This is a genomic window from Nocardia sp. NPDC004123, assembly GCF_053603795.1.
Genome location: NZ_JBSGGG010000023.1, coordinates 159,714 through 173,454 on the forward strand (window position 1 = coordinate 159,714; position 13,741 = coordinate 173,454).

General features: G+C 69.2%; 14 protein-coding genes. 10 read left to right on the top strand and 4 right to left on the bottom strand.

All coding sequences use genetic code 11. The annotated features are described in order from the left end of the window. Window positions 1-10 precede the first annotated feature (10 nt). The 8 genes from ACWEQQ_RS31005 to groL all read left to right on the top strand — a co-directional run bounded on the left by ACWEQQ_RS31005 (window position 11) and on the right by groL (window position 7,739). Window positions 11-1,480 (top strand): ATP-binding protein, encoded by a 1,470-nt coding sequence (locus ACWEQQ_RS31005; RefSeq protein ID WP_452350725.1) that lies wholly within the window; start codon window positions 11-13, stop codon window positions 1,478-1,480. A 17-nt stretch (window positions 1,481-1,497) separates the two neighbouring features. Beyond that, window positions 1,498-1,851 (top strand): UBP-type zinc finger domain-containing protein, encoded by a 354-nt coding sequence (locus ACWEQQ_RS31010; protein ID WP_357004805.1) that lies wholly within the window; start codon window positions 1,498-1,500, stop codon window positions 1,849-1,851. Window positions 1,852-1,964: 113 nt separating this feature from the next. Next, the gene (locus tag ACWEQQ_RS31015; protein WP_452350726.1) at window positions 1,965-2,405 is read left to right on the top strand and encodes a hypothetical protein; all 441 of its coding nucleotides are present in this window, start codon (window positions 1,965-1,967) and stop codon (window positions 2,403-2,405) included. 143 nt (window positions 2,406-2,548) lie between these two features. Then, the gene (locus tag ACWEQQ_RS31020) at window positions 2,549-3,451 is read left to right on the top strand and encodes an RNA polymerase sigma-70 factor (protein ID WP_452350727.1); all 903 of its coding nucleotides are present in this window, start codon (window positions 2,549-2,551) and stop codon (window positions 3,449-3,451) included. 125 nt (window positions 3,452-3,576) lie between these two features. Further along, window positions 3,577-4,659 (top strand): NAD(P)/FAD-dependent oxidoreductase, encoded by a 1,083-nt coding sequence (locus ACWEQQ_RS31025; protein ID WP_452350728.1) that lies wholly within the window; start codon window positions 3,577-3,579, stop codon window positions 4,657-4,659. Between the two features lie 66 nt (window positions 4,660-4,725). After that, entirely contained in the window at window positions 4,726-5,481 is a 756-nt protein-coding gene (locus tag ACWEQQ_RS31030) for a Clp protease N-terminal domain-containing protein (protein ID WP_452350729.1), read from the top strand. 107 nt (window positions 5,482-5,588) lie between these two features. After that, complete coding sequence (locus tag ACWEQQ_RS31035; RefSeq protein WP_071343351.1) at window positions 5,589-5,891, top strand: hypothetical protein; 303 nt, start codon at window positions 5,589-5,591, stop codon at window positions 5,889-5,891. 225 nt (window positions 5,892-6,116) lie between these two features. Further along, window positions 6,117-7,739: a chaperonin GroEL gene (groL, locus tag ACWEQQ_RS31040; RefSeq protein WP_354843619.1), complete on the top strand. Its 1,623-nt coding sequence runs from the start codon at window positions 6,117-6,119 to the stop codon at window positions 7,737-7,739. A gap of 156 nt (window positions 7,740-7,895) precedes the next feature. On the opposite strand, the gene ACWEQQ_RS31045 is transcribed toward groL, so the two are convergent. Continuing rightward, window positions 7,896-8,597 (bottom strand): TetR/AcrR family transcriptional regulator, encoded by a 702-nt coding sequence (locus tag ACWEQQ_RS31045; protein ID WP_452350730.1) that lies wholly within the window; start codon window positions 8,595-8,597, stop codon window positions 7,896-7,898. Between the two features lie 150 nt (window positions 8,598-8,747). On the opposite strand from ACWEQQ_RS31045, the gene ACWEQQ_RS31050 reads away from it, so the two are divergent. Both ACWEQQ_RS31050 and ACWEQQ_RS31055 read left to right on the top strand, forming a co-directional pair. Further along, window positions 8,748-9,677 carry an NAD-dependent epimerase/dehydratase family protein gene (locus ACWEQQ_RS31050; protein WP_452350731.1) on the top strand — a complete coding sequence of 310 codons (930 nt, stop codon included), beginning with the start codon at window positions 8,748-8,750 and terminating at the stop codon, window positions 9,675-9,677. A gap of 12 nt (window positions 9,678-9,689) precedes the next feature. Continuing rightward, window positions 9,690-10,370, top strand: a complete 681-nt coding sequence (locus ACWEQQ_RS31055; RefSeq protein ID WP_452350732.1) for a DUF4386 family protein — start codon at window positions 9,690-9,692, stop codon at window positions 10,368-10,370. A 20-nt stretch (window positions 10,371-10,390) separates the two neighbouring features. Here ACWEQQ_RS31055 and ACWEQQ_RS31060 read toward each other — a convergent pair whose 3' ends face one another. The 3 genes from ACWEQQ_RS31060 to ACWEQQ_RS31070 form a co-directional block, all read right to left on the bottom strand. Then, the gene (locus ACWEQQ_RS31060) at window positions 10,391-11,257 is read right to left on the bottom strand and encodes an SDR family NAD(P)-dependent oxidoreductase (RefSeq protein WP_452350733.1); all 867 of its coding nucleotides are present in this window, start codon (window positions 11,255-11,257) and stop codon (window positions 10,391-10,393) included. Window positions 11,258-11,310: 53 nt separating this feature from the next. After that, window positions 11,311-13,143, bottom strand: a complete 1,833-nt coding sequence (locus tag ACWEQQ_RS31065; RefSeq protein WP_452350734.1) for an ArnT family glycosyltransferase — start codon at window positions 13,141-13,143, stop codon at window positions 11,311-11,313. A gap of 123 nt (window positions 13,144-13,266) precedes the next feature. Then, a complete protein-coding gene (locus tag ACWEQQ_RS31070) occupies window positions 13,267-13,440 on the bottom strand; it encodes a hypothetical protein (protein WP_452341679.1) in 174 nt (57 codons plus the stop codon). Window positions 13,441-13,741 lie beyond the last annotated feature (301 nt).

A 13,741-nucleotide genomic window follows, 5' to 3' on the forward strand; every position in this document is an offset into this window, starting at 1 on the left:
GAGTAGGTGAATGGGTAACACCCGATTGATCTGCGACCCGAACGAACTGCGGCAGCTGTTCCTGTTCGAGAAGCTCGACGACGATCAGCTGGCCTGGCTGTGCAAGGACGGCCGGGTCGAAATGTTCGAGCCCGGAATGGTTTTCCGCGAGGGCGACCCGGCCACCTGCTTCTACGTCCTGATGGACGGCGAGGTGCGGCTGACCAAGATGTCGGGCGGCGAGGAGATCGAACTCGTCCGCACCGAGCACGTCGGCTCCTACTCGGGCGCGTGGACGGCCTACATGGGCGACAAGGTCGAACAGACCTATACCGCGTCGTTCTACGTGACCCGGCCGTCGAAGTTCTTCGTACTGGACGCCGGCACCTTCGCGAAGATGATGCAGGAATGGTTCCCGATGGCGCTGCACCTGCTGGAGGGCGTCTTCTTCGGCAACCGCAATGCCAATGAGCGCATCGGCCAGCGGGAACGGCTGCTGGCGCTGGGTTCCCTCTCGGCGGGCCTCACCCACGAGCTGAACAACCCGGCCGCCGCCGCGGTGCGCGCCACCTCCTCGTTGCGCGAGCGGGTAGCGGGCATGCGGCACAAGCTGAAGATGATGGCGCACGGCAAGTTCAACTCCGAGACCCTGGAGGCGCTGGCCCAGCTGCAGGAGGAGGCGGCCGCCCAGGTCGCCAAGGCCCCGACCCTGACGCCGCTGGAGGCCGCCGACCGCGAGGACGAGCTGGGCGACTGGCTCGAGGACCACGGCGTCGCCAACGGCTGGGACATCGCGCCGAACTTCGTGCAGGCGGGATTCGACATCGACTGGATGGAGAAGGTGCACGGCACCCTGTCCGGTTGTGGCGCCGATGTTTTCGAGGCGGCCATGCGCTGGCTCAACTACACGGTCGAGACCGAGCTGCTGATGAACGAGATCACCGACTCGACCAACCGCATCTCCTCGCTGGTGAACGCGGCCAAGCAGTACTCGCAGATGGACCGGGCCCCGTTCCAGGTGGTGGACCTGCACGAACTGCTGGACAGCACGCTGGTCATGCTGGCCCGCAAGATCGGCGACGATATCGTGGTGGTCAAGGAATACGATCCGGCGCTGCCGCCGGTGCCGTGCTACGCCGCCGAGCTCAACCAGGTGTGGACCAATCTGATCGACAACGCGGTCTCCGCCATGTCCGGGCGCGGCACCCTCACCGTTCGCACCTATCGTGAGAACGACTGCGCCGCAGTGGAAATCGGCGATACCGGGCCCGGCATCCCGGAGGAGATCCGCACCCGCATCTTCGAACCGTTCTTCACCACCAAACCGGTCGGCGAGGGCACCGGACTCGGGCTGGACATCTCGTTCCGGATCGTGGTGAACAAGCACCACGGCGACATCCGGGTCGAATCCGAGCCCGGGAATACGCGTTTCATCGTCCGACTGCCGCTCGAGGCAGCCGCTCCCGACGCAGCGCAGTCCACTCTCGAAGCAGCGCAGTAAACGACGGAAGGCAACTGATGACCGAACAGATCGAAGGCATCGACCCCAGCATCGCGCCCAGCGGATCCGGTTGCGTCGAATGCGATGCCGCCGGCGGCTGGTGGGTGCACCTGCGCCGGTGCGCGCAGTGCGGGCACATCGGCTGCTGCGATATGTCGCCGAACCAGCACGGCACCAAGCACTTCGAGAGCACCGGGCACCCCTTCATCCAGAGCTTCGAGCCGGGTGAGGACTGGTACTACAACTTCGAGAACAAGGAGATGTACGAGGGCGGCCCGGAACTCGCGCCGCCGCACGCGCATCCGCTGGACCAGCCGGTGCCCGGCCCGCGCGGCCGGGTGCCCGCGGACTGGCAGCAGCATCTGCACTGACGAAAATCGCGGGCCGGAACTTTTTCTACCGGGAGTCGCCGGGGCCGGGTACGCTGCTGCGAGCGCCGGGCCGGTCCGGTGCTGGCACTCTCGGAAAGTTCGGAAAGCAGGGTATGAAGCGTCTTTCGATCGTCGCCCTCGCCGCCGGTGCGATGGCGTTGACTCTCGCCGGTTGTGGTTCGGACAAATCCAGTGATACGAACGGCCTGAAGCAGGCCGGGACCACCACTGCGGCCAGAACCACCAGCGCGGGCGCTTCCACCACCACCACCACCGTCGCCGCCCCGGTGCAACCGCCCGCCGAGGCGCCCACCAGCGCCACCGCGGCCAAGAAGACGGCCGCGCCCGCCGGCGCCCAGACCACCTGCGGTGACTTCCGCGACCTCACCGAGGACGTCGAGAAGCAGGTGATCGACCAGGTCCTGGCCGCCAATCCGGGGTCGTTCCTGGACGGCAGCCCGAACGTGGCGCTGGGTACCGCCAAACTGGCCTGCCTGGCCTCGGCGTATGCGAATACGCCGGTCGCGGTGGCGATCCGGGTGGCGCCCAAGTAGTTTCGCGCCGATTCCCGGCCGGGCGGCCGTTGCCTCCTCGGCGGGCGCGGACCGCACCCCGGTGACGGGTGGTCACCGCGGTGGCCCGCGGCGGCAGGCGTATCGTCCTCAAACGATTGCGTAGGACGAGAACTGGGGCACCGATGGACGCGAACGGGCTGGCCGAATTCGAACGGCATCGGCCGCGCCTGTTCGCGCTCGCCTACCGGATGCTCGGCTCCGCCGCCGAAGCCGAGGACGCCGTGCAGGAGACCTACCTGCGCTGGGACGGCACCGATCGCGCCGGAATCCGCTCCCCCGAGGCCTGGTTGACCACCATCCTGGTGAACCTCTGCCGCACCTGGCTGGATTCGGCCCGCGCCCGCCGCGAGACCTACGTCGGCCCCTGGCTGCCCGAACCGGTCCCGACCGGGCACGGCGAACTCGGTCCTCTGGAATCGGCGGAACAGCGCGAACTGGTGTCGATCGCCTTCCTGACGCTGGCGGAGCGGCTCAGCCCCACCGAGCGCGCCGTCTTCGTCCTGCGCGAGGCCTTCGGCTACGCGCACCGCGAGATCGCCGACATGCTCGAACTCACCGAGGCCAATGCACAGCAGGTGTACCGCCGCGCCACCCACCGCGTGCACGAGGAGCGCCCGCGTTTCGAACCCGCCCCGGCGCATGCGCGCGACCTGGTCGAAAAGTTCCTCAGCGCAGCGCAATCCGGTGATCTGGCCGCGCTCGAGGCCATGTTCACCGCCGATATCGTCGCCGTCGCCGATGGCGGCGCGAAGGTCCACGCGGCCAAGCGGCCCATCCTCGGCGCCGCGAACGTGGCCCGCTACCTGGTGGGTCTGTTCAAGAAGATGCCGGGTCTCACCTTCGCGGTCGAGGAGATCAATGCCGCGCCGGCGTTCGTGGCCCGGCTGGCGGGGACCGTGATGGGTACCGTGTCCGCCGAGTTCGACGGCCCTTCGATCGCCTCGCTCCAGCTCGTGGTGAACCCGGACAAGCTGGCCTATCTCGTGCGTGCCGAGCAGCGACTCGCCGGCGAAACCGCCGGATAACGGCTATTTCCGCGCCGCGAATTCGCGGGTGACGCAGGACACACCCGGAATCTGTCAGGGATCGCGGGACTGTCCGGTCTAGAGGGTGTCGGCCACCGAGCGGGGGCCGGGTAAGGAGCACTCTCATGACCGGGCAGCATCGAATCGTCGTACTGGGCGCGGGTTATGCGGGGCTGGCCGCGGCACGGCAGGCGGTGAAGGCGAAGGGCGCGCGGGTCACCGTGATCGACCTGCACACCGAATTCGTCGACCGGGTGCGGCTGCATCAGGTCGCCGCCGGTCAGGACGTGCCGCGCTGGGAACTGCGGAAGACCCTGGAGGCCAAGGGCATCGAGTTCGTCGCCGGTCGCGCGGAACGGATCGACACCGCGGCCCGCCGCGTCGAACTGGCCTCCGGCGGAGTCGTCGAATACGACTCGCTGATCTACGCCCTCGGCAGCCGGGCCGACCTGGGCATGGTGCCCGGCGCCGCCGAATTCGCCCACACCGTGGCTACTTCCGAGGATGTGCGCCGGATCCCCGCGCTCGCCGGCCGGGTCGCCGTGGTGGGTGGCGGCCCCACCGGCATCGAGACCGCCACCGAACTCGCCGAATCCCGGCCCGACCTCGAGGTCCTGCTGGTGAGCGCCGACGAACCGGGAGGCTGGCTGATCCCCAAGGCGGCCGCGCACATTCGCGCCGTCCTGGACCGCCTCGGTGTCCGCGTGCACGTCGCCAAGGTGGCGGCGGTGACCGCGGCCGGACTCGAGCTGGTCGACGGCGAGCGCATCGACGCCGAAACCGTGCTCTGGACAACGGGTTTCACCGTGCCGGAGGTGGCGGCCCGCTCCGGCCTGCCGGTGGACGCGCGCGACCGCGTCGTGGTCGACGAGCAGCTGCGGGTGCAGGGCATCCCGGAGGTGTACGCGGTCGGTGACGCGGCGGTCATGCTCGGGCACAACGGCCGCGAGGCGCGGATGTCCTGCCAGGCCGCGCAGCCCGCGGGCAAGTACATCGGTGCGGCGGTGGCCGCCCGGGTGCGCGGGAAGACGCCGGCGCCCTATCGGGTCCGTTTCGTGCTGACCTGCGTCAGCCTGGGTCGTCGCGACGGTGTCGTCCAGTTCATGCACGCCGACGACTCGAATGGCCGCACGGTGCTGACCGGTCGCACGGCGGCCTGGATCAAGGAGCAGATCGTGCGGGCCGTGGGCCGGGCGGCGAAGCTCTGAGCCCACGCCCGGACTAGCGTCAACTTAGGGTTGACCATTGCGGAGTGGTCAACCTACAGTTGACGCATGACGAACTCCATCCGCCTCGACGATCTGATCGACGGCATCAAGAAGGCCCGGCCCGGCGACGTCCTCGAACAGCTCTCCGACGCCGTGGTCCTCGGCAACCACATCGGCGAGGTGGCCGACCATCTGATCGGCCACTTCGTCGACCAGGCCCGCCGCTCCGGCGCGTCCTGGACCGATATCGGCCAGAGCATGGGCGTGACCAAGCAGGCCGCTCAGAAGCGCTTCGTCCCCAAGGCGCCCGCCGACCCGGGCCAGGTCGCCGCCCTCGACCCCAATGCCGGGTTCGCCCGCTTCACCCAGCGCGCCCGCCACGTGGTGATGGCCGCCCAGGAGGAGGCCCGGGCCGTCGGCAATCTCGAAACCCGTCCCGAGCATCTGATCCTGGGCCTGCTGGCCGAGCCGGAATCCCTCGCGGTGAAGGTCATCGAGGCCAAGGGCGTCTCGGGCGACGCCGTCCGCCGGGTGGCCACGGCCGCCCTCCCCGCCGCCACCGGCGAACCGGTGCCCGCGCTCATCCCGTTCGACGCAAAGGCCCGCAAGGCCCTCGAGCTGACCTTCCGTGAGGCCTTGCGACTGGGTCACAACTACATCGGCACCGAGCACCTGCTGCTCGCCCTGCTGGACCAGGAGAACGGCGCGGGCATCCTGTCCGGCCTGGGTCTGGACAAGGACTCGGTGCAGGCCGATATCGCGGACCTGCTGAGCTCGCTGCCGGTGCCCGGCGTCACGGCACCCGCCCCCGACACGCAGTAGTCGGCGTGTCGCTCCACCATGCTGCCGACCTGGTGATGTAGGGCTCGCGATCATCCCCGCGTCACCGGGTCCTCTGGTGTGCATGATGCGGCAGATACGATTGTGGAATGGCGGGCGACGAGGGTTCCGACCTAGTTGCGGGGGAAAAGCGCGCCGATCTGCTGCGCGCGCTCAGTTATGTCTCCACCGAGGACACGCCGGACGGCGGCTACATCGTGAACGGAGACCTCCCACCCGAGGTCGCGCCACCGTTCATCCGGGCCATCATGCGAATCGAAGCCGAACTCCTCCTCCAGGATGCCGAACTCGTCACCGTCGAACACGGCGAGCCGCGGACTCCGGAGGAACGTCGTACCGACGCCCTGATCGCCCTGCTGCTGCGCGTAGACGACCGCTCCCACTTCTCGTAGTCCTCGTGGGATCCGGGCCGCCGAGAGGACTCGTGCGGCCATCTCCCCAACCTTGCACTCGTCTATGGCGAGTGCTAAAAAGGGATTTGGCACTCCGCACCTGCGAGTGCTAGGTCGGAAACGGTGAGACCGGGCTGTATTTGACCAAATGAGCCGGGTCGTCCGTCGCGGGCACCGAACCTGACCAGATCATGCCAATCCCCTGATCTGGAGGATCTCAACGCAATGGCCAAGACAATTGCGTACGACGAAGAGGCTCGCCGCGGACTCGAGCGTGGCCTGAACAGCCTCGCCGACGCTGTCAAGGTGACCCTGGGCCCCAAGGGCCGCAACGTGGTGCTGGAGAAGAAGTGGGGCGCCCCCACCATCACCAACGACGGTGTCTCCATCGCCAAGGAAATCGAGCTCGAGGACCCGTACGAGAAGATCGGCGCGGAGCTCGTCAAGGAAGTTGCGAAGAAGACCGACGACGTCGCGGGTGACGGCACCACCACCGCCACCGTGCTGGCCCAGGCGCTGGTCCGTGAGGGCCTGCGCAACGTGGCCGCCGGCGCCAACCCGCTCGGCCTGAAGCGCGGCATCGAGAAGGCCGTCGAGGCCGTCACCGCCAAGCTGCTCGACACCGCCAAGGAGGTCGAGACCAAGGAGCAGATCGCTGCCACCGCCGGTATCTCGGCGGGCGACTCGTCCATCGGTGAGCTGATCGCCGAGGCCATGGACAAGGTCGGCAAGGAAGGCGTCATCACCGTCGAGGAGAGCAACACCTTCGGCCTCCAGCTGGAGCTGACCGAGGGCATGCGCTTCGACAAGGGCTACATCTCCGGTTACTTCGTGACCGACCCGGAGCGTCAGGAAGCGGTCCTCGAGGACCCGTACATCCTGCTCGTCGGCTCGAAGATCTCGACCGTCAAGGACCTGCTGCCGCTGCTGGAGAAGGTCATCCAGGCCGGCAAGCCGCTGCTGATCATTGCCGAGGACGTCGAGGGCGAGGCCCTGTCGACCCTGGTCGTCAACAAGATCCGTGGCACCTTCAAGTCCATCGCCGTCAAGGCCCCGGGCTTCGGTGACCGCCGCAAGGCCATGCTGGCCGACATCGCCATCCTGACCGGTGGCGAGGTCATCAGCGAAGAGGTCGGCCTCTCCCTGGAGACCGCCGGTCTGGAGCTGCTGGGCACCGCCCGCAAGGTCGTCATCACCAAGGACGAGACCACCATCGTCGAGGGCGCGGGCGACCCGGAGGCCATCAAGGGCCGTGTCGCGCAGATCCGCACCGAGATCGAGAACTCGGACTCGGACTACGACCGTGAGAAGCTGCAGGAGCGCCTGGCCAAGCTGGCCGGCGGTGTTGCCGTGATCAAGGCCGGCGCCGCGACCGAGGTCGAGCTCAAGGAGCGCAAGCACCGCATCGAGGACGCCGTCCGCAACGCGAAGGCTGCCGTCGAAGAGGGCATCGTCGCCGGTGGTGGCGTGGCGCTGCTGCAGGCCGCCCCGGCCCTGGACGCCCTGTCCCTGTCGGGTGACGAGGCCACCGGCGCGAACATCGTCCGCGTCGCGCTGTCCGCCCCGCTGAAGCAGATCGCCTTCAACGCCGGCCTGGAGCCGGGCGTTGTCGCCGAGAAGGTCTCGAACCTCCCGGCGGGCCACGGCCTGAACGCCGAGTCCGGCGAGTACGTCGACCTGCTGGCCGCCGGCGTTGCCGACCCGGTCAAGGTCACCCGCTCGGCCCTGCAGAACGCGGCCTCCATCGCGGCCCTGTTCCTGACCACCGAGGCCGTCGTCGCCGACAAGCCGGAGAAGGCCGCCCCCGCGGGCGACCCGACCGGCGGCATGGGCGGCATGGACTTCTGAGTCCTGCCTTCCGGCAACACATCTGAAGAACGAGGGCCCGGCCACCGGACGGTGGCCGGGCCCTCGGCCATGTGCGGGGAAGGGGGCAGCGATCGGCACGCGGTGGCCGGCCCAGGCGTGTGATGGTGGCGCACAGGCCGATTCGCTTGTGCCGGATCAGCTTTCGGCGGGGAGGCCGACGAGGTCGGCCATGAGGTTCATGTGGTGGGTGAAGTAGTCGGCGACGGCTTCGATGGTGCCGTCGAGGCGGCCGAAGATCTCGAAGGTGATCAGGCCGAAAAGCTGTGTCCAGGCCAGGAATACGCGGTCGAGGACTTCTTCGGGGAGGTCGGACGACTGCTCTTCGATGAGGGTGCGCAGGTCCGCGCGTACCGGGGCGGGGAGGGGAGTGGGCAGGGGTGCGGGGTGGAGGCGGTCGGCGGTCGCGGCGTGGGCGGCGATGCCGGCGAGCAGCATGACGACGGTGGCGGCGGGGCCGACGGTGTCCTTGGGAGCGTCGTAGCCGGGGATGGGGCTGCCGTAGAGGAGCCCGTATTCGGTGGGGTTGGCGACGGCCCAGTCCCGGACCGATGCGCACACCGAAAGCCATTGTGCGCGTTCGTTGTTCGCGGGGACGTTGGCCTGGGCCGCGGTGGCGGCCGCGCCTAGGGATCGGTAGCTGTCCAGGATGAGGGCGGTCAGCAGGTCGTCGCGGCTGGGGAAGTAGCGATAGAGCGCGGAGGCGACGATCCCCATGTCGCGGGCGACGCCGCGCAGGGACAGGTTCGCGCCGTCGGTGGCCAGCCGCTTGCGCGCGGTGGCCTTGATCTCCTCGATCATTTCGGTGCGGACGCGGGCGCGCAGGGATCCGGCGGACATATCCGCAGTGTAGAGAACAGGCAACCGTTCGGAGAACGGCAGGCGACTGAGAGAACAGTGTTCTTGACGGGAAACGGTGTTCACTTCTACCGTCGACAGGGCGAGAACAGTGTTCTCGACTTATCCACATCCGACAGGATCGAGGACCCCATGTCCCTGCACGTCGTCATCGGAGCGGGCCCGGTGGGCACGGCCACCGCGCGACTGCTCGCCGCGCGAGGTGACCATGTCCGCATCGTCACCCGTGGCGGCTCCGGCCCCGGCCACCCGAATATCGAGCGCATCGCCGCCGACGCCGCCGACCCGGCAGCCCTGCTGACCCACTGCGCGGACGCCACCGCCCTGTACCAGTGCGCCCAGCCCGCGTATCACCGCTGGCCACAGGATTTCCCACCCCTGCATCGCGCCGTCCTGACCGCCGCCGAGCTTTCCGGCGCGGCCCTGATCACCGTCGGAAACCTGTACGGCTACGGCGAATTCGACGGTCCGGTCACCGAATCGCATCCGCTGCGGCCGAATTCGGTGAAGGGCCGGGTGCGCGCGGACATGTGGTCCGAGCAGCTCGCCGCCCACCGGGCCGGTCGCATTCGCACCGCCGAGGTGCGCGGCTCGGACTACCTCGGCCCGAACGCGACCTCGGCCTTCAGCGTGCTGGTGCTGCCCGCGGTGCTCGCGGGCAAGCGCGCCCTGGTCCCGGCGGACCCGGACGCCCCGCACAGCTGGACCGCCACCGAGGACGTGGCCCGCCTGCTGGTCGCCGTCGCGGATGACGAAACCGCCTGGGGTCGAGCCTGGCACGTCCCGACGCCGCCACCGCTGTCGGTCCGCGCCCTGGCCGACCTGACCGCGTCGCTGGCCGGCGCGCCGTCGGCCCGGGTCGGCCGCATGCCCGCCGCCCTGCTCTGGGCGGTCGGCCTGTTCGTACCCGATGCCCGCGAAATGCGGGAACTGCGTTACCAATTCGACCGCCCCTTCGTCCTGGACTCCAGCGCCGCGACCACGCACTTCGGCCTCGACCCGACGCCGCTCGCGGATGCCGTCCGCGCCACCCTGGACGCCCAGCCCGCCGTGCACCGGTGAAGGAGCCCCGTCATGTCCACCCTCACGAAATCCTCCACCGGCAGGACGACGCTGCTGCCGCGGGTTCCGATCGTCGTGGCAGTCGTGTGCATGAATGCCGGGTTCGCCGGTTTGGGCGCGGTATTCGACTATCCGCGTGTCCTGTCCCGTCCGAGCGCGGAGGTGCTGGCGTTGTTCCGGGCGCACGAGTCCGTGGTGGTCGCGTGGTTCTCCGTGCTCGCGTTCGGCGCGCTGCTGCTCGTTCCGATCGCGCTGCTGGCAGGCCGCCGCGATGATTCGGCGCGCATGCGCTGGGCGGTGCGTGCCGGGGTCGCGGCGGGCGTGGTGCAGGCCGCCGGCCTGCTGCGCTGGCCGCTGCCGGCGCCGGGTCTCGCGGAGCGCGCCGCGTCCGGAAGTGGCTCCGCCGCATCGGAATTCGAGTTCTGGAATCGCTTGCTGGGTACGGCGCTCGGTGAGATGTGCGGTTATGCGCTGACCGCCGCCTGGACGGTGCTGGCGGCATCGGCTCTGCGGCACCGGGGCTTTCCGCGCTGGTTCGAGGTGCTCGGAACAGTGGCGGCGGCCCTGATCCTGGCCGGGGTGGTGGCTCCGTGGCAGGTGCCGGGCGCGCAGCAGGCGAATTTCGCCGGGTACGTGCTGTGGAGCGGATGGCTGCTGGCCCTGGCCGCACTGTGGGGCCGCCGGTCCGCGTGACGGTGTCCCCGGGGCGCTGGTCACATGCCTTGCCGGAAGCGCGCGCTGCGGATCCCGTCGGCGCGTTCGGGCAGGACGCTGTCGAGGAGCGCGGTGACTCGGCCCATGACCGGGGCGAGTCGCCGCGGCCGATCGATGATGGCGTCGCAGATGATCTGCGCTCCCTCTTCGGGGGTGAGGGCGTCGGCGTTCTGGTAGACGGCGTTGGGAGCGATCATCGGGGTACGGACGAGCGGGAGGTAGATGGAGGTGAAACGCACGTTCTCGGTGTGGGTTTCGGCTTGGAGGCTGGTGCTCAGGGAGTCGAGGGCAGCCTTGGATGCGACGTAGGCCGCGTAGCCCGGGCCGCCGTAGAGGTTGGCCAGGGACAGGATGTTGATGATGTGGCCGTCGCGCCGGTCCCGCATGCCGGGCGCGAAGGCGAGGATGAGGCGGACGGCCGCGAAGTAGTTGAGCCGCATGGTGCGTTCGTAGTCGTGGAAGCGGTCGTAGGACTGGTCGAGCGAGCGGCGGATGGAGCGGCCGGCATTGTTGACCAGGATGTCGACGTGGCCGTGGTCGGCGAGCACGGTGGCGGTCATGGCGTCGAGGGCGTCGAAGTCGTTGAGGTCGCAGGGGTAGGCGACGGCTTTGCCGCCCGCGGCCTCGATATCGGCGACGGCCTGTTCGAGTTCCTCGGCGCGGCGGGCGACCAGCAGCACGGTGGCTCCGGCCGCGCCGAGTTGGGCGGCGGCGACGCGTCCGATGCCGGAGGAGGAGCCGGTGATCAGGACGGTGCGTCCGGCCGCGGCCTCCGCGAGGGTGCGGTTTCGCCGCAGCCGCGCGACGCTCACCTGAGTGTCGAGTCCGTGCTTGATCTTGTGAATCAGCCCGCTGATGTCCTGCATGGTCAGTGATGCTAAGTGCCGCACAGTGATTCGGGACTGTTTCGGTTCAGCTGTCAGTGGCGGGCGCAGGTGTAGGCGAGGACCGCGGCGCCGTCCCCGCCGCCGGGCAGTGCGCGGCAGTGTTGCCGGATCCAGGTCACACGGGCGTCGTCCGCGGGCGTCACCAGGACCAGTCCGACCTCGCCGGCCTCGATCATGCGGGCGACCTCGGCGGTGGTCGGCACCGGGGCCGCGCCCGTGAAGCCGCCGATGGCCGGCACCTCCCGGCCGCTGCTCACAATGAACGGCGAGGCCAGCGCGGAGGTGAAGGTGACCAGCGGATATCGCGGGTCGCCGGGCGTTTTCGCGAGCTGTGCATCGAGTTCCCGGGCCGAGGTGAGGGCCGAGGCCATGAAGCCCCGGGTGACCTGCCGGGCCTGCGCCGATTCATAGGGGGTGTCCAGCGGACCGTATCCGTCGGCGACCACCGCGACCGCGGCCGTCGTCGGCGCGGCGAGCGCCGCGACGAGTAGCAGTGCGGTTGCCAATGATTCGCGGACGCGCAGCGCGGCCAGGACGAGCACCACGGTGACGACCACGAGCCCGGCCCGTACCCAGCCGGGCGCGGCCGCGGACAGCCACCAGCCGTACCCGGCGGTCGCGGCCACGGCGGCCAACCCCAGCCCACGCACCCGGCGATCATCCGTCTGGCGGAAAGCCTGGGCCCCCATGCCGATCAGGGCCGCGATCGCGGGTGCGAGAACCGCCAGGTAGTAGGGGTTCACCGTCCCGATCACCAGGAAGATCGCCAGGTGGACCACGAGCCAGCCGCCCCACAGCACCAGCGCCGCGGTCTCGCGGTCGGTGCGCGGCCGCCGCCGGGCCGCCCAGGCCAGGGCGATCAGGCAGACCAGCGCGAGCGGAATCAACCACCCGGTCTCGCGACCGCCGCCGCCTCCGAAGAGATGGTCGAACCGGCTGTCCGGCCCGAGCACCAGCTCCGCGCGGTATCCGGAGCCCTGGCCACCGGTGGTGAAGTTGGCCGACCCCACACTGAATCCGTCATTGGTGCGGCTGGCCGCGTTGTAGACGAAGACCTGCTCGAACAGCGAGTTGTGGTGGCTGCCGTCCACGTACGGCCGGTGCCCGGCGGGCACCAGGCTGACCACTGTCATCCAGCTCAGCGATACCGCCAGCGTGGTCGCGCCGAACCAGGCCAGACCCGTGATGCGCTGTCGCAGTTCGCTTCTCGGCGCGGCGAGCAGCAGCGCCGCCGCCAGCACCGGGACGATCAACCAGGCCTGCACCATCTTCGCCTGGAAGGCGAGGCCGATGCACAGCCCGCACCACACCAGATTCCGCACCCGCCCCGACACGATCACGGCCGCCGCCCGCTCCGCGGCCAGCACCAGCAGCAGGATCAGCAGGGTGTCGGAGATATTGCCGCGATCGAGCGCGACCACCGCCGGCGCCAGGGCCGCGACCGCTGCCGCGACGAGGGCCGCGTACGGACCGGACAGTCGCCGCACCGCGCGGTAGAGCACGAGCACAGTGAGCACGCCCTCGATGACCTGAGGTAGGAGATACGCCCAGGTGTGCGGCCCGAATACCCGTACCGACAGCGCCTGGATCCAGATCGCGCCCGGCAGTTTGTCGATGCTGATGGTCGCGTCCGGGTCGAAGGCCGCGTAGAAGAAGTTGTGCCGGCTCATGCTCATCGAGCGGGCGGCGGCCGAGTAATAGAGGTGTGGTGTCTGCGAGCTGATGCCCCAGGCGTAGAGGACCCCGGCCGTGACGGCGATGCCCAGCAGAGCGGGCCGGGCCCAGCGTGGCTGGTCGGCCGGGCCCCGCAACCATCGTGACCAGTCTGTTCCGGATCGTTCGGGACGTGCGATTACCCCTGTCACAGCCCCAATTTCGGCCCGTTCCCGGTGGGTGTCAAAGGAATTCCACCCGTGGGCGGAGGGGCTTCCGGCGGGAATCGTCCGCCCGGCGTATACGGGCCCACCTAGGGGTGGACAGCGGTGGGGTCAGCGGCTGGGGTGTCGTGCCGAGAGGGTGACGGCCACATCGATGGGCCGGACGCCGAGCTGTGCGGCGGTCGCGGCGATGGTGGCGTGGATGTCGGCGTCCGCGGGGCGGGCTGGGTCGAAGAGGAGTTCGGCCAATTCGATGGCGGCCAGCGCCTGGGCGCGGGTGAACAATCGGCCCGGCAGCCAACTAACACGCCAGTCGGTTTCTTTATGGCCGGGAACTCGTTCCGCGAACTCGTCGACAACAGAACTGGTAATCGACCAATCGCAGACGTACACACCACCAAGGTCGTCCACCCGACCATGGGTCGCAAGAGCGAGAGTGTGCGAATTGCGTGAATTGCCCCTCTGACCAGCCGATTTGACTTCTGTTCGTAGCAACACGTAACTTATTCCAGGTCAGAGCGACACGGACACCGACCCGGAGCCCCAAGGGCCTGGGAAACGAGGTTGGACGAGGAGCGCCTGATGA

What these genes read in the sequence shown, in the direction of transcription:
- ACWEQQ_RS31005 (WP_452350725.1), top strand. Translation starts at nt 11, where the DNA reads ATGGGTAACACCCGATTGATCTGCGACCCGAACGAACTGCGGCAGCTG.
- ACWEQQ_RS31015 (WP_452350726.1), top strand. Translation starts at nt 1,965, where the DNA reads ATGAAGCGTCTTTCGATCGTCGCCCTCGCCGCCGGTGCGATGGCGTTG.
- ACWEQQ_RS31045 (WP_452350730.1), bottom strand. Translation starts at nt 8,597, where the DNA reads ATGTCCGCCGGATCCCTGCGCGCCCGCGTCCGCACCGAAATGATCGAG.
- ACWEQQ_RS31060 (WP_452350733.1), bottom strand. Translation starts at nt 11,257, where the DNA reads ATGCAGGACATCAGCGGGCTGATTCACAAGATCAAGCACGGACTCGAC.
- ACWEQQ_RS31020 (WP_452350727.1), top strand. Translation starts at nt 2,549, where the DNA reads ATGGACGCGAACGGGCTGGCCGAATTCGAACGGCATCGGCCGCGCCTG.
- ACWEQQ_RS31010 (WP_357004805.1), top strand. Translation starts at nt 1,498, where the DNA reads ATGACCGAACAGATCGAAGGCATCGACCCCAGCATCGCGCCCAGCGGA.
- ACWEQQ_RS31050 (WP_452350731.1), top strand. Translation starts at nt 8,748, where the DNA reads ATGTCCCTGCACGTCGTCATCGGAGCGGGCCCGGTGGGCACGGCCACC.
- ACWEQQ_RS31025 (WP_452350728.1), top strand. Translation starts at nt 3,577, where the DNA reads ATGACCGGGCAGCATCGAATCGTCGTACTGGGCGCGGGTTATGCGGGG.
- ACWEQQ_RS31030 (WP_452350729.1), top strand. Translation starts at nt 4,726, where the DNA reads ATGACGAACTCCATCCGCCTCGACGATCTGATCGACGGCATCAAGAAG.
- ACWEQQ_RS31035 (WP_071343351.1), top strand. Translation starts at nt 5,589, where the DNA reads ATGGCGGGCGACGAGGGTTCCGACCTAGTTGCGGGGGAAAAGCGCGCC.
- ACWEQQ_RS31055 (WP_452350732.1), top strand. Translation starts at nt 9,690, where the DNA reads ATGTCCACCCTCACGAAATCCTCCACCGGCAGGACGACGCTGCTGCCG.
- groL (WP_354843619.1), top strand. Translation starts at nt 6,117, where the DNA reads ATGGCCAAGACAATTGCGTACGACGAAGAGGCTCGCCGCGGACTCGAG.